Origin of the sequence: Candidatus Tenderia electrophaga, from assembly GCA_001447805.1 — a bacterium.
Classification (GTDB): domain Bacteria; phylum Pseudomonadota; class Gammaproteobacteria; order Tenderiales; family Tenderiaceae; genus Tenderia; species Tenderia electrophaga.
In genome coordinates this window covers 1,033,913-1,049,577 of record CP013099.1, presented here as the reverse complement: position 1 = coordinate 1,049,577, position 15,665 = coordinate 1,033,913, and the positions used below count along the sequence as shown (strand labels likewise).

The 15,665-nt window shown below is 58.7% G+C and carries 12 protein-coding genes; 6 read left to right on the top strand and 6 right to left on the bottom strand.

The features are described from left to right. Positions 1-10: 10 nt before the first annotated feature. From Tel_04865 to Tel_04855, 3 genes are read left to right on the top strand one after another with little or no spacing between them, the layout of a single operon-like run. A complete protein-coding gene (locus Tel_04865; protein ID ALP52531.1) occupies positions 11-1,567 on the top strand; it encodes a thymidine phosphorylase in 1,557 nt (518 codons plus the stop codon). Further along, positions 1,567-2,436, top strand: a complete 870-nt coding sequence (locus Tel_04860) for a phosphoribosylpyrophosphate synthetase (GenBank protein ID ALP52530.1) — start codon at positions 1,567-1,569, stop codon at positions 2,434-2,436. Before Tel_04865 ends, Tel_04860 begins: the two co-directional genes overlap by 1 nt. Further along, positions 2,436-3,098: a hypothetical protein gene (locus Tel_04855; GenBank protein ALP52529.1), complete on the top strand. Its 663-nt coding sequence runs from the start codon at positions 2,436-2,438 to the stop codon at positions 3,096-3,098. Before Tel_04860 ends, Tel_04855 begins: the two co-directional genes overlap by 1 nt. Before the next feature lie 70 nt (positions 3,099-3,168). Here Tel_04855 and Tel_04850 read toward each other — a convergent pair whose 3' ends face one another. Together Tel_04850 and Tel_04845 are read right to left on the bottom strand one after the other, a co-directional pair. Continuing rightward, positions 3,169-4,638: a hypothetical protein gene (locus Tel_04850; protein ID ALP52528.1), complete on the bottom strand. Its 1,470-nt coding sequence runs from the start codon at positions 4,636-4,638 to the stop codon at positions 3,169-3,171. Beyond that, positions 4,607-5,134 carry an aerotaxis receptor Aer gene (locus tag Tel_04845; GenBank protein ID ALP52527.1) on the bottom strand — a complete coding sequence of 176 codons (528 nt, stop codon included), beginning with the start codon at positions 5,132-5,134 and terminating at the stop codon, positions 4,607-4,609. The genes Tel_04850 and Tel_04845 overlap by 32 nt, the downstream gene beginning before the upstream one ends. Before the next feature lie 129 nt (positions 5,135-5,263). Here Tel_04845 and Tel_04840 point away from each other — a divergent pair, with 129 nt between their 5' ends. Both Tel_04840 and Tel_04835 read left to right on the top strand, forming a co-directional pair. Next, complete coding sequence (locus Tel_04840; GenBank protein ID ALP52526.1) at positions 5,264-6,112, top strand: oxidoreductase; 849 nt, start codon at positions 5,264-5,266, stop codon at positions 6,110-6,112. Between the two features lie 110 nt (positions 6,113-6,222). After that, entirely contained in the window at positions 6,223-8,787 is a 2,565-nt protein-coding gene (locus Tel_04835) for an aconitate hydratase B (protein ID ALP52525.1), read from the top strand. 59 nt (positions 8,788-8,846) lie between these two features. On the opposite strand, the gene Tel_04830 is transcribed toward Tel_04835, so the two are convergent. The 4 genes from Tel_04830 to Tel_04815 form a co-directional block, all read right to left on the bottom strand. After that, on the bottom strand, positions 8,847-9,044 hold the full coding sequence (locus Tel_04830; protein ALP52524.1) for a hypothetical protein: 198 nt from the start codon (positions 9,042-9,044) through the stop codon (positions 8,847-8,849). Between the two features lie 648 nt (positions 9,045-9,692). After that, positions 9,693-10,844 carry a hypothetical protein gene (locus Tel_04825; GenBank protein ALP52523.1) on the bottom strand — a complete coding sequence of 384 codons (1,152 nt, stop codon included), beginning with the start codon at positions 10,842-10,844 and terminating at the stop codon, positions 9,693-9,695. A gap of 41 nt (positions 10,845-10,885) precedes the next feature. Beyond that, positions 10,886-11,194, bottom strand: a complete 309-nt coding sequence (locus Tel_04820) for a hypothetical protein (protein ALP52522.1) — start codon at positions 11,192-11,194, stop codon at positions 10,886-10,888. A 1,202-nt stretch (positions 11,195-12,396) separates the two neighbouring features. Further along, the gene (locus Tel_04815; protein ALP52521.1) at positions 12,397-12,645 is read right to left on the bottom strand and encodes an antitoxin; all 249 of its coding nucleotides are present in this window, start codon (positions 12,643-12,645) and stop codon (positions 12,397-12,399) included. 212 nt (positions 12,646-12,857) lie between these two features. On the opposite strand from Tel_04815, the gene acnA reads away from it, so the two are divergent. Continuing rightward, a complete protein-coding gene (acnA, locus tag Tel_04810; GenBank protein ID ALP52520.1) occupies positions 12,858-15,662 on the top strand; it encodes an aconitate hydratase in 2,805 nt (934 codons plus the stop codon). Positions 15,663-15,665 lie beyond the last annotated feature (3 nt).

Below are 15,665 nucleotides of genomic sequence, written 5' to 3'. Positions count from 1 at the left end.
CCTTAAAGGTATGCCTAAAAAAAGCGTCAAGGCCAGCGGCCAACTGACCCTGCGCCGGGTGGCGATCGACACCTACCGCGAAAACGTCGCCTATTTGCATCGCGAGTGCGAAACCTATCGCGCCGAAGGTTTTCAGGCCCTGTCCAAGATCGAGATCAGCGCCAACGGCAATACCATTCTGGCCATGCTCAACGTGGTCGACGACGCCGGCCTGGTGGCCCCGGGCGAACTGGGCCTGTCGGAACAGGCCTTCGCGCAGATGAAGTTGGAGCCGGGGACGGCGGTGAGCGTGGCCCATGCCGAACCGCCTGCCTCCATGGAGGCGCTGCGTAAAAAGATCAGCGGCAAACGTCTCGACGCCAAGGAATATCAGGGCATCGCCCGCGACATCGCCGCCCATCGCTACTCCAAGATGGAGCTGGCGGCCTTCCTGGTGGCGGCGGACCAAACCGGCCTGGACCGCGACGAGGTGCTGTTTCTCACCCAGGCCATGACCGACACCGGCACGCGCCTCAACTGGCACGAACCCTTGGTGGCAGACAAGCACTGCATCGGCGGCATCCCGGGCAACCGCACCTCCATGCTGGTGGTGCCCATCGTCGCCGCCCACGGCATGCTCATCCCCAAGACCTCCAGCCGCGCCATCACCTCCCCCTCGGGCACCGCCGACACCATGGAGGTGCTGGCCGAGGTGGAGCTGTCGCCGGACAAACTGCACCACATCATCCGCCATCAACGCGGTTGCATCGGCTGGGGCGGCACGGCCAACCTGGCGCCGGTGGACGATGTGCTGATCTCGGTGGAGCGACCGCTGAGCCTGGACTCGCCCGGTCAGATGGTGGCCTCCATCCTGTCGAAGAAGCTCTCCGCCGGCGCCACCCACCTGCTCATCGATATACCGGTGGGGCCCAGTGCCAAGGTGCGTCACATGCACGAGGCCCTGGCGTTGCGCAAGCTGTTCGAGTTCGTCGGCGACCGGCTCGGGATTCATCTCGAAGTCGTCATCACCGACGGTCGCCAGCCTATCGGCCGCGGCATCGGTCCGGTGCTGGAGGCGCGCGATGTGATGCAGGTACTCGACAACCATCCCGATGCCTGCGATGACCTGCGCCAGAAGGCCCTGCGCCTGGCCGGCCGGGTGCTGGAATTCGATCCCGACGTGCGTGGCGGCCAGGGCTATGCCATCGCCCGCGACATCCTGGAATCGGGCCGCGCCCTGGCCAAGATGAACGCGATCATCGACGCTCAGGGGCGCAAGGCCCGCCAGCCCAGCCTGGGGCCACTCAGCTTCGCGATAAACGCCGAGCGCGATGGCACGGTGATCGACATCGACAACTATCACATGGCGCGCTTGGCGCGCTTCGCCGGTGCGCCCATGGACAAGGGCGCCGGCGTCGACCTGCTGAAAAAACTGGGGGACACGGCAAAAAAAGGGGAACCTCTTTACCGCGTCCATGCCGAATTCCAGAGTGATTACGACTTCGCCCTACGCATGACGAAGGAACACGGCAGCGGCTACACCCTCGGCGCCGCCGAGGACTTGCCCAAGGCCTATGTGGAGTTCTGATGCAACTTTTGGGTTTCCATGATTACCGCCACCAAGCCAAACGCTTGGCCGATACGCTGGGCATCGAATACCGCCAGATAGCCGTGCATCGCTTTCCCGACGGCGAGAGCAAGGTCACCTTGCCGATCGAACTGGACGACGAGTTGATCATCTGCCGCAGCCTGGACTTTCCCAACAGCAAGCTGATCGAGCTCTATTTGACCTGCGCCACGGCGCGCCACCATGGCGCAAAGCACATCACCCTGGTGGCGCCCTATCTCTGCTATATGCGCCAGGATATCGCCTTCCATCCCGGCGAGGCGGTGAGTCAGCAGATCATCGGCGCCTGGTTGGGCCAGTTGTTCGAACGCATTGTCACAGTCGACCCGCACTTGCACCGCAGCCACAATCTGAGTCAGGTCATGCGCGGCGCCGAGACCGTGACCCTGTCGGCCGCTGAACTCATGGCCGACTTTCTGGCCAAGCGTCCCAGTCCGCCGATCCTGCTCGGCCCGGACAGTGAATCGGAGCAATGGGTCAAACGAATCGCCGCACGCGACGGCCTGGAATGGCAGGTGGCAAGTAAGCAGCGCCACGGCGATCACGATGTCGATATTCGATTACCCGACTACGACTTTAACGATCGGGTGGTGGTGATCGTGGACGACGTGGTCAGCACCGGGCGCACCATCGCCCAAACCGCCAAGGCCTTGAAGCAGGCCGGTGCGCGCACCGTCGATTGTCTCGTCACCCATGCGCTGTTCGCCGAGGATAGTGAGCAGGTATTGGCCAACGCCTGCATCACCCATGTCTGGAGCACCGACAGTATTGATCACCACAGCAATGTGATTGAGCTCGACCCACTGCTGGCAACGGCCCTCGTCGACTGATGCCCTTTTCGCCCTTCGTGCTGTTGGCGCTGCTGTTTTTGCTCGGCCTGTTGCTGATGTTCATTCAGCTCGGCGTGCTCACTATCAGTTTCGCCAAATTGGGGCTGTCGGCCGACTCGGCGCTGTTGTTGCTGTTGGTGTCACTGATGGGCAGCGTGATCAATCTGCCTATGTTTACCGTCAGCGCCGAAGAACCCCCGGCGGGCTCGGTGCCGCCGCGGCTGTTTCGGCTGCTGAAACAGCACATGCCGCCCTTCGAGGGCAAGACCACCGTCGCCATTAACGCCGGCGGCGGACTGGTGCCGGTGAGCTTCAGCCTTTATTTGATCTATTACAATCCGCTACCACTGGCCGACCTACTGCTGGCCATCGCCATCGTCAGCGCGGTCAGCTATTTCGCCAGCCGCCCGGTGCCGGGCGTCGGTATCGGCATGCCCTTTTTGCTGGCGCCACTGCTGGCGGCTTTAGTGGCGCTGCTGTTAAACCCGCAACAAAGCGCACCGCTGGCCTACATCTGCGGCACCCTGGGGGTGTTGATCGGGGCGGATCTGCTGCGCATCAAGGACATCCGCAAGATGGGCACCCCCATCGCCGCCATCGGCGGTGCGGGGACCTTTGACGGGATTTTTATTACCGGTATTATCGCGGCGCTGTTGGCGTAGGCTGCGCACTGCGCACCATGAATTGTCGGTTTGGTGACATTTTCTAACGCTATGGTGCGCTATGCGCACCCTACGGCGACTTAGCGTCGTTTTTCTCCGTCACGATACTGTCGATCACAGCCATGACTTCCTGACTGGCCACTTCCATATCTTTAAAGGCCTGTTGAAGATTGGCCAGCGTCTGCTTATTCCGCCCCCAATCAGGATCGGCCAAATAGTCCAATACGGCGTGGGCGCTGCTATGGACGCCCTCATGCGGCGCGACCAGCCGCTTATAAGACGGCACGTGGCCGAAGCGCTCTGCACCGTCACCTTTCTCATACCAGCATCCCAGACGACAGTTATGGTGGTCCACGCCGATGGCCTCGGCCTGTTGCGACTCGCCCCCTTTGTCTAAGGTGATATAGGCATTCTGCTTGTAGATGACGTGATCCAGCTTGACCAGATTGGCAAAGATCATATCGCGCGCCACCGAGAGGGTGTTGGCCGATGTATTGGCGGCCTGCTCAAACTCGGACATATCGGTCTGAAACCCTTCGATGGTGCCCGACGCCTTGTCGGCGATTTCCTTCATGCGTTCCGAACGCTCCAGCACCAGCCCTGCATCGGTCTTGAACTGCTCGATCACCGGCTTGATCTCCTGGGTGGCCTGCTTGGTGTGCTCGGCCAGGGTCCTGACCTCGTCGGCCACCACGGCGAAACCGCGCCCCTGCTCGCCGGCGCGGGCGGCCTCGATGGCGGCGTTGAGCGCCAGCAGATTGGTCTGCTCGGCGATGTCGGTGATCACGCCGATGACCTTGTTGATCTCCCCGGTACGGCCGTTGAGTTCGCTGATGGTCTGGTCGGCGTCATTGATCATCTGCATCATGTCGCGCAGCTGGGTCACCAGGGTGGAGATGCCGTGATAACTCTCGGAGGCACGCTGGGAAGTGGCCTGGGCGGCCGACTCCACCTCGCCCATCCTCGAGTTCAAGTCGTCCAGATGACCCTGGTTCTGTTTCAGATTGGAGACCAGATTCTGGGTGTTGAGATTGCCCAACTCACCCAGCACCACGTGCTTGGCATGTTGTTTCTGGCTTTCGGCGATGACGCCCTGCGAGTCCCTGATACACTCCATCAGGCGGGCAAAGTCGCCGTGCAGGCCCATGCTGACAGGCACGCGGTAATACTTTTCCTGACTGATGTATTCAAACGAGGTGCTGACCTCACGGAAGAAGGTCTCCAGCTGATCGAGCATGTCGTTGATGTGCCAGGCCGCACGGCCCAGTTCGTCGTCACGCCGAATGCGAACAATGCGCTGGGTAAAGCGGCCCTCGGCCGCGGCGCGGGTCACTTCGCGCACCTGATGCATCAAATGGTCCTGATTGCCGCCCCGCCCCATGATCAGCACCCCCATGCTCCCCAGCACCATCGCGCCCGCGATCCCCAGCAATACCGGCTCCAGGCCGTGTGTCAGCACGGTGTAGGCGGCGACGGCGGCGCCGAACAGACCCAGTAGTTGCGCCAGCCTATCCCTGGAGATCGAGGACAAACTCTTCATACGAGGCTCCCTTTTCATCAAGTAAATCAAGCAAAAACTGAGTAGAGTCGCCCATGCCCTGTTTGACGCCGCGCTGCTTTTCGATCTCCAGCATGCGCCGGTAGACATCGGTGATCACCGCGATGGCATCGAGCCGCGGCTTGCGCCGCACCGAGAGATATCCGCTCACATTGCCCATGGCGTCATAATCCGGCGTGACGTGGGCGAATACCCAGTAAAACGAACCGTCGCTGGCCAGGTTCTTGACGTAGGCGAAGATCTCCTGCTTTTGGCGGATGCCGTCCCACAGCAGCTTGAACACCGCCCGAGGCATGTCCGGATGACGGATGATATTGTGCTGCATGCCCAGCAGCTGGTCCTCGCTATAACCTGCAAACTCGAGAAAAATGCGATTGGCGTAGGTGATCTTGCCGCTCAGGTCGGTCTTGGAGACGATGAAGTCGTCCTCGCGCATGACGCGCTCCTGATCCGTGGGATTGATGGATTTGTCTTTCATCGCACACCTAGGCGTAGTCCGATATTGATATATTTGTATAAGTAAGAATGACTTGCCCCCTTAAACATGTCTCTTACAGCCATGTTAACGACCTTTAAAACTATAACTTTAGTTAGGTAATATCCCCCAATGAATTCACCGAAATCCATTCTGATCAGCGGCTGTTCCAGCGGTATCGGCCATTGTGTTGCCCATGGCCTGAAACAGCGCGGCTATCGCGTCTTCGCCACCGCTCGAAAATCCGAAGATGTTGAAAAACTTAAAGAAGAGGGCCTCGAAAGCTATCGCCTCGACCTCGCCGATTCAGCCTCCATCGAGCAGGGCGTGAAAGCCGTCTTGGAGCGAACCGGCGGCGAATTGTTTGCCCTGTTCAACAACGGCGCCTACGGCCAGCCCGGCGCGGTGGAGGACCTGCGCCGCGACGTCCTACGCGCGCAATTCGAAACCAATCTATTCGGCACCCAGGAGCTCACCAACCGGATCATCCCGGTGATGCGGCGCCAGGGCTACGGCCGCATCATCCACAACAGCTCGGTGCTGGGGCTGGTGGCCCTGCCCTACCGCGGCGCCTACAACGCCAGCAAGTTCGCCCTGGAAGGACTCACGGACACCCTGCGGCTGGAGCTGCACGGCAGCGGCATCCAGGTCGCGCTCATCGAGCCGGGCCCCATCGAAAGCCGGTTTCGCGCCAACGCCTACGCAATGTTCAAGAAAAACATCGATCGCGAAAACAGCGCCCACCGCGACTATTACCAGGGAGTCGAAAAGCGCCTGGCCCAAAAGGGCCACGCGCAGCCTTTTACCCTGCCGCCCGAGGCGGTGCTGAAAAAGGTGATCCACGCCCTGGAGAGCCCGAGACCGAAACGGCGCTACTACGTTACCTTCCCCACCCACCTGTTCGGCGTGGCGCGACGCATCCTGCCGGTAAGCCTGCTGGATAAAATCCTGCTCAAAGTCAGCGGCGGTGAAAACCGGTAAAAATCCGCGCCGACCGCGAAACAGCAGGCCAAATTACTGTTTTCCGAGCAAATAGGGTAAAATCCGGCCCATCCGCGACCGTTTAAAGCGCAATAATATGAGGTGATTTAGTGCTTACAGCCTATCGTCAACACGTTGAACAACGCGCCGCCGAGGGCCTGCCACCATTGGCCCTGGATGCCCAGCAGACCGCTGAGCTGATTGAACTTATAAAAAATCCGCCGGCGGCTGAAGCGGCCGAACTGATGCAGTTGTTCAGCCAGCGCGTACCCGCCGGCGTGGACCAGGCCGCCTATGTCAAAGCAGGCTTTCTGGCCGCCATCACCAAGGGCGAAGCACAAAGCCCATTAATCGACAGAAAGCAGGCCGCCGAATTACTCGGCACTATGCTGGGCGGCTACAACATCCAGCCCCAGATCGAGCTGCTGGACGATGCCGAGTTGGCGCCTATCGCCGCGGCATCCCTGTCCACGACCCAGCTCATGTTTGATGCCTTTCATGATGTCATCGATAAGGCCAAGGCAGGCAACGAACACGCCAAACAGATCACCGACGCCTGGGCCGAGGCCGAGTGGTTCACCAACAAGCCCGAGCTGGCCGCCGCGATCAAGGTCACTGTCTTCAAGGTGGACGGTGAGACCAACACCGACGATCTCTCCCCCGCCTCCGAGGCCTGGAGCCGTCCCGATATCCCGCTGCATGCCAAGGCCATGTTGGGTGCCAAAATGCCCGATGCGCTGGCCAAGATCGAGGCGCTGAAACAGAAAGGCCACCCGCTGGCCTACGTCGGCGACGTGGTGGGCACCGGCTCCTCGCGTAAATCGGCCATCAACTCCGTGCTCTGGCACATGGGCCGTGACATTCCCTACGTGCCCAACAAGCGCCAGGGCGGCGTGGTGCTGGGCGGCAAGATCGCCCCGATCTTCTTCAACACTGCCGAGGATTCCGGCTGTCTGCCCATCGAGTGCGACGTCACCCAACTCAACATGGGCGATGTCATCACCATCAAACCCTATGAAGGCGTGATCGAAAACGAGGCCGGCGAAGTGATCTCAAGCTTCGACCTCAAGCCGTCCACCATGCCTGACGAAGTGCGCGCCGGCGGCCGCATTCCACTGATCATCGGCCGCTCACTCACCGACAAGACCCGCGAGGCCCTGGGCCTGGAACCGAGCACCCTGTTCCGTCGCCCCGAAGCCCCCGTCGACACCGGCAAGGGCTACACCCTGGCGCAGAAGATGGTCGGCAAGGCCTGCGGTGTGGCGGGCGTGCGCCCCGGCACCTACTGCGAACCGCGCATGACCACCGTCGGCTCGCAGGACACCACCGGCGCCATGACCCGCGACGAGCTCAAGGAGCTGGCCTGTTTGGGCTTCTCCGCCGACCTGGTGATGCAGTCCTTCTGTCACACCGCCGCCTACCCTAAACCGGTGGACGTCAAATTGCAGCATGAACTGCCCGAGTTCATCCACAACCGCGGCGGGGTCAGCCTGCGCCCCGGTGACGGCGTCATCCACAGCTGGTTGAACCGCATGATCCTGCCCGACACCGTGGGCACCGGCGGCGACTCCCACACCCGCTTCCCGCTCGGTATCTCATTCCCGGCCGGCTCCGGCCTGGTGGCCTTCGCCGCCGCCCTGGGCGTGATGCCGCAGGACATGCCCGAATCGGTGCTGGTGCGCTTCAAGGGCGAGATGCAACCCGGTGTCACCCTGCGTGACCTGGTCAACGCCATCCCCTACGCCGCCATCCAAAAAGGGCTGCTGACGGTGGAGAAGGCGGGCAAGCAAAACGTCTTCTCCGGTCGCGTGCTGGAGATCGAGGGGCTGGAGCATCTGAAAGTGGAACAGGCCTTCGAGCTCTCCGATGCCTCCGCCGAACGCTCCGCCAACGGCTGCACCGTCAAGCTGGGCCAAGCGCCAATCATCGAATACCTCAAGTCCAACATCACCCTGTTGAAGTGGATGATCGCCAACGGCTACGAAGACAAACGCACCCTGAGCCGCCGCATCGAGGCCATGGAAAACTGGCTCGCCAACCCGGAACTGTTGGAAGCGGACGCCGATGCCGAATACGCCGAGGTGATCGAAATCGATCTCAACGAGATCAAGGAGCCCATCGTCGCCTGCCCCAACGATCCAGACGACGTAAAGCTGCTGTCGGAGGTGGAAAACACCAAGATCGACGAAGTCTTCATCGGCAGCTGCATGACCAACATCGGCCACTTCCGCGCCGCCGGCAAAGTGCTGGAGACCTACGGCGGCAGCGTACCGACTCGGTTGTGGATCGCCCCACCCACTAAGATGGATGAGCACCAACTCATCGAAGAGGGCTACTACGCCATCTTCGGCAAGGCCAATGCCCGTACCGAAATGCCCGGCTGTTCCTTGTGCATGGGGAATCAGGCGCGCGTGGCCGACGGCGCCACCGTCATGTCCACCTCGACGCGCAACTTTCCCAACCGTTTGGGCAAAGACGCCAACGTCTACCTCGGCTCCGCCGAACTCGCCGCGGTATGCGCGCAGATGGGCAAGATCCCCACCGTGGCCGAATACATGAAAGCGGTGAAAACGATCGACCCCATGGCCGCGGATATCTATCGCTATCTCAACTTCAATGAGATCGAGGAGTATCAGAAAGTGGCGGAGAAGGTGATTCCGATCCAAGCTGCGTAAATCTTTACTTCTCAGTAAAACCAATAAGCCCCGCTGTCATCGTTTGCAGCGGGGCTTTTTTATTGACCCTGATTTTCAAATGCCTGGCGAATAGAGACCATCGCCAAATAGAGCAACAATGGATTGTTTTCAATGGGGACGAATCCGAACTTCATATAATACCCCGCTACAACATCATCCTTGGCATCGACAAACAGGCCGACCAAGCCCGCCTCATCGGATATCCGCAGCGCGCGCGCCATGGCATCGAGCAGCATATTTTGTCCATAAGCATTTTTTTGATGATCTACGGCTACCGCAAGCCGCGGCGATGATTTGAATTAGTTTCGACTTGATCGGACAGTCACTTCCGCAAAACCGGTAACTGTCAGATCAGATCGCGACTACTACAACTAATTTCCGGTGTAATTCGCCGCAAGATATTGACCTTCCAGTGACAGAAAGATGTAAAGGGTCTGTTTTTCCGGGTCGCTGAGATTTTTATTCTTGAATGTCACAACCCATTCCATTTGACCGCCAAATTCCTTTTTTTCTGACTTATGAACAGCGACCGAACCCCAAGAGCTGTCAACTTTATTTCTCTTAACCAGCTCGGCAACACTGCTGGTTGCGATTTTTTCCGCTTCTTCCTGCGTAACTGGCGCATGCGAATGGCCATGACCATGATCGTGTCCTGAGCCTGCGTGCACCGGGATTGCCAATATCAGAAACACTGAAAACAAGGTAGTCGTCAAGTAACGCATAAAGCCTCCGTGTGAGTTTAGTTAATTGAATCGTGTTGTGTTGTTTGATCGTGTGAGTGGCCATTATCATGATCATGCCCATGGTCGGATGAACATGCCGATAACAGCGTCAGGCTTATACAGGTAAATATTATCAAAATTAATTTATGCAATTATTTTCTCCTAGAGTGAGCCAATGCTTTCATGTGTGGTTTTAGGTTTTGCCGGCGGTTTCTCAATTATCTTGTCTTTATCGATGAGGCGATAATCACCGCTGACTTTTAACGTGATATTGACAGGTGAAAGGGTGTTGTTTTTCCAATACCAGCCATGGGTACCTTCGAACGAAGATGTTAGAGAGCCGCTAGACCGGCTTTCGGTACCCTTGCCAAAACTTTCGAAATAGCCGGTTGTGTCGCCTGCAGGCTCTCCGTGGAAATCAAAAAACAGCGGCTCACCATCCGTCTGCCATGAATACTCAAACCTTGCGCCTTTGGTAAGAAAGAGCTTGTACTCTTTGTCGCCTCTGGCGGGTATGGAGATCTCAATCGAGTCTTTCCACTCTGTAGATTCCCCGTTCTGAAGACCGTCTACCAACGCGGCAGTCTGCGCCGGGGTTGCTTTGGCTGCAGCCAGTTCTTCATTGGTAGCGTGCTCATACCCATGCATTTGCATGAAAAACAGGTAAACCCCCATGGCAATCAGGGCGTAGTTTGCGATCAGGCTGAACGCCTTGAAACCATGAGTTTTCCGCCATGCCGCAATCAGCAACAACATCAGGAACAGTGCGCTGATTTGCCCCAGCTCGATGCCAACGTTGAACGAAATGATGTTCAGCAATAACCCATCTTCGCTCAACGGTAGCTCCTGCAAGCGCGTAGACAGACCAAAACCATGAATCAGGCCGAGCCCGACAATCATGAGCATCATATTCGGCGGAGTGATGCCCAGGTATTTGCGGAAACCGTCTATATTGGCGAAGGCGATATAGCACACGCTGAGGGCGATAACCGCATCGATGAGGAAATAGTTAAGCTGAATCGCGTTAAACGTGGCGTAAATCAGGGTGACGCTGTGCCCCAGCGTAAACGCGGTGACATATTTGGCAATATCCCGGAAGGTGCTGAGAAAGAAGATAATCCCAAACACAAACGCCAGATGATCGTAGCCGGACAGCATGTGCGTTGCACCTAGCCACATGTACTGCAGGTTGCCGCCATCGATGATGGCCTGTTTTTCCTCCTCAGACATGCCATGGGCAAAGGCAAGATTTGATAACAGGGCGTATAGAACCAGCCCGGCCATGAGGATAAAAAGATTTCGTTTTACCGGCATTGGGCCGTTGTCCCGATGTAATGAGGTTGCATTATTGCTCATCACAGGCGCCCCCCTCTTGCTGCATCCGTCACCCAATAAACCGCGTGACCTGCAAGATTGAGCGCTTCGCCACGCAGCTGCGCCAGCACGGCCTCCACATCAGCGTCCTCAAGCAAAATGTCGGTCCGTATGCGCGGGATGTAGCCAACCGCCTTGTCGTGAGCCGAGAGAAAGGGATCTTTTTCCACCTCTATCCCGTGGCCCTCGACATGACTGAAGGTAAAGCCCGGGACCTGATCGGTCGTACGTAACAGGTCAGCCAATGGCTGCTGAACATCGGTATGAACAATAAGTGTCAAAACTTTCATGCGTATTCCTCCGCAATGAATGGAATCTTTAGGAATGCCAGTACGCGCCGCAATTCGGCTGCATTACTGATCCTGAATTTATGTCGCATTGCCGGGTGCCGGTTCGAATCAGATTCGAACGAGCAGCAATGCTTCGCTAAAAATCGCCTTAAAGGGGAGGTGCGCGGAGGGGTGGGAGAATATGGAATTGCGGGGGAAGGCTGACCTTGCCACGATTATAAAGGAGTCTAGTTCGATAGAATCCAGGCGTGAGCAAGAACAGCACGATAGCCACCAAGGCGATGGATAATAGATTGGCGGATACTTGTTTTAATATGCAGTCCGGGCATGCCTCAATCTCGGAGGCCACCTCATCATGATGATCCTGGTGGGAGCTATCGAAAGAAACATGCGCCTGACCCGGATGTTCGTGGTCAATCAGATCATCGATCGAGTGATGGCTTTGATGAGGGTCATGATCGACACTGTGGATATGCAGAGTCACGCCTTGAGCGGACAATATTAACAATGACAGCAATACTGCCCAGGCAGGCATTAATTTATTGTTTATTCTGCGGAAATCCTCCATCGGCGTTAGTCTAGCAGCTTTAATATCGGCGCGTAAATATCGATGACCAAAGGGACGGATCTATTTCTCGAAGGGCGCCTAATAGCCGCAAGCGTGTCTCTAAATCACGAAAAATACACTCCCCCTCAGCTCATATCGGCGCAGCATGAGTCAAGATGGACACTCGATACTTAGGCACTTGGGTAACATGGTTATCATGAATTGATTACCGATGACCGGTAAGGATGACTTACCTTTCGCAGATATCGACAATCATCAAATAACGAGAACGGACACCCGGACAGGGTGACGGCAGGCCCGGAGCACCGTTTGTAATAGAGGCGACTGGTTGATTAAGTAACAGCTTCACCTAATCAACCAGTTTGAGTGCACAAAATCAGCCTACCTCACTTAGGCCGCCAAACACTTGGGACAAGTGCAGACGTTTGAATACCGGCTGGAGGCCTCTTCCACCGACGTGCCAGCGCTGCTGCCTGCCCCAAGGTATTCCAACTTGTCGTTTGCGGGCTATGATGAGCACTTTGATGAATGAACGACGTACTCACCTGTTTCGTTTTTGCTTGTTTCAATAAGGCATAGCGCGCCACGGCACGCAGGTCTTGTGCGGCGCCTTCGGTGAGCTCATACGACGGCATTACCGGCCGCGCCCTTCCTGCTCCACCTCATCAAAAATTTCATCGACGGATTTGGCTGACCGCTTGTTGTTGTTCGCGGCATCAACTCGGGGCTGCAGACAGTCATCCAGCGCCTGGAGTGCAGCCTGTTCCTCTGGGGCGGGCAGCGTGCGCTCCAGCACATACTCTTTGATGGACTTGCCTTGCAGCGCGGCGGCGGCCTTCAGGCGTTGATGCTGTTCCGGCGTAACGTCGATGGAAAGGCGCATATGAATACCCTCGGTGGATGAATGCGGTTATGGCAAATCATAGCCACAAAACAACAAATGTTCAAAATGTCATAAATGTTGTCTATGCCTATCGTTGCTCAAACACACCGCGCGATTAGAAACCCATCCCCATTGACCAATCTCAATCTATTCCCCACCCTAATAACCTATCCTGTTGAAATAAAAGCAGACAAAGAAAAGGGAACCGCGCCATGAGCACATCCACCCCCAGCCACAACAGCTTCAACACCGCCAAGACCCTCAAGCTCGGCAAAAAGCAGCAGTACCATTACCACTCGCTGGCCGAGTTGGGCGAATCGGGCTATGACATGGAGCGCCTGCCTTTCTCCATCAAGATTCTTTTGGAAAACCTGCTGCGGCGTGAAGACGGCGCGACGGTCACCAAAGAGGACATCGAGGCGGTGATTCACTGGCAGGCCGAGGCGGAGCCGGATAAGGAGATCTTTTTCATGCCGGCGCGCGTGCTATTGCAGGATTTCACCGGCGTGCCGGCGGTGGCGGATCTGGCCGCCATGCGCGCGGCGGTGCAACAGCTGGGCGGCAAGGCGGCGCAGATCAACCCCTTCACCCCGGCGGATCTGGTGATCGACCATTCGGTGCAGGTGGATCACTACGGCAGCGCCGGCGCCTTCGGCCTCAACGCCAAGCTGGAGTTTCAGCGCAATCGCGAGCGCTATGAATTCCTCAAATGGGGCCAACAGGCCTTCGACAATTTCCATGTCGTGCCGCCGGACAGCGGCATTGTGCATCAGGTGAATCTGGAACATCTGGCGCCGCTGGCCATGACCGCCGAGATCGACGGCGAGCAGTGGGTCTATCCCGACACGGTCATCGGTACCGACTCCCACACCACCATGATCAACGGCCTGGGTGTGCTGGGCTGGGGCGTGGGCGGCATCGAGGCGGAGGCGGCGCTGCTGGGCCAGCCCAGCTCCATGCTCATTCCGCAGGTGGTGGGTTTCAAACTCAGCGGCGATCTGCCGGCCGGGGTGACCGCCACCGATCTGGTCTTGGCGGTGACCGAACGCCTGCGTCAGGTGGGCGTGGTGGGCAAGTTCGTGGAGTTCTTCGGCCCCGGGCTGAGCCAGCTGGGCCTGGCCGACCGCGCCACCATCGCCAACATGGCGCCGGAGTACGGCGCCACCTGCGGCATCTTTCCGGTGGATGAGAAGACCATGGAGTACATGCGCCTCACCGGGCGCGACGAGCGCGCCGCATTGGCCGAGGCCTACTTCCACGCCCAGGGCTTGTGGTTCGACCCGAGCCAGCCGGAGCCGCACTACAGCCAGGTGGTGGAGTTTGATCTGGGCACGGTGGAGCCGAGCCTGGCCGGGCCGTCGCGACCGCAGGACCGGGTCAACCTGTCGGATGTGCGTAACTCGTTCCGTCAGGCGCTGGCGCAACAGCTGGAGCGCGAGGGCAAGGAGGTCGACGCGACCCAACGCGAACGCTGGCTGGGCGAAGGCGGCAATGTGACTCTGGCGCCGGAGCTGGAGCATATCGATGGCAACATCAAGGACAACAACGTCTTCAAGCTGTGCGCCCCGGTGCGCCAGCCCGACGGCACCACCTACAACCTGTGCCACGGCTCGGTGGTGATCGCGGCCATCACCAGCTGTACCAACACCTCCAACCCGGCGGTGCTGATGGCTGCCGGGCTGCTGGCGCGCAACGCGGTAAAACGCGGCCTGCAGACCAAGCCCTGGGTCAAGACCAGCCTGGCGCCGGGCTCCAAGGTGGTCACTGACTATCTCATCCGCGCCGGCTTGATGCCCTATCTGGAAGGGCTGCGTTTTCACCTGGCCGGTTACGGCTGCACCACCTGCATCGGCAACAGCGGCCCGCTGCCGGACCACATCAGCGCGGCGGTGCGCGACACCGATCTGGCGGTGGCGGCGGTGCTGTCCGGCAACCGCAACTTCGAGGGGCGCATCAACCCGCAGGTAAAGGCCAACTACCTGGCCTCGCCGCCGCTGGTGGTGGCCTACGCCCTGGCGGGCAATCTCAACATGGATCTGACCAAAGATCCGCTGGGCATCGATCCCAACGGTGAGCCGGTTTATTTGCAGGACATCTGGCCGGATAAATCAGAAGTGGACGAGGTGATCCGCCAACACGTCAGCAGTGAGGAGTTCAAACGGGTCTACAGCAACATCTTCAACGGCGACGAAAGCTGGCGCGGCCTGGCGGCGCCGGAAGGTGAGCTGTTCCAATGGCATAACGATTCCACCTACATCAAAGAGCCACCCTTCTTCCACGACATGTCGCCCGAACCGCCGGGCTTGGCCGACATCCAGGGCGCCCGGGTGCTGGTGAAGCTGGGGGATTCGGTCACCACCGACCATATCTCCCCGGCCGGGGCCATCGCCGAAGAGTCGGCCGCCGGGCAGTACCTGATCCAACAGGGCGTGAAGCCGCAGGACTTCAACTCCTACGGCGCCCGGCGCGGCAATCACGAGGTGATGGTGCGCGGCACCTTCGCCAACATCCGCCTGCGTAATCAGCTGGCGCCGGGCACCGAGGGCGGCATGACCCGCTTGCTGCCCGACGGCGCGCAGATGACCATCTATGACGCCGCGCAACAATACCAGCAACAGGGCACGCCGTTGATCGTGCTGGGCGGCACGGAGTACGGCACCGGCTCCTCCCGCGACTGGGCCGCCAAGGGCACCTTGCTGCTGGGAGTGAAGGCGGTAATAGCCCAGAGCTACGAGCGCATCCACCGTTCCAACCTGGTGGGCATGGGGGTGCTGCCGTTGCAGTTCCAAAACGGTGACAATGCCGACAAGCTGGGGCTGAGCGGCGAAGAGCGGTTCGACATCGTCGGCCTGGAAAACCTGGAACCGGCCCAGACCCTCACCGTCAAGGCTACGGCGGACGACGGCAAGGTGACCGAGTTTCAGGTGCGCAACCGCATCGATACCGCCAAGGAGCTGGAATACGTGCGCCACGGTGGTATCCTGCCCTACGTTTTACGTCAGGCAATCACGAGTTAACCC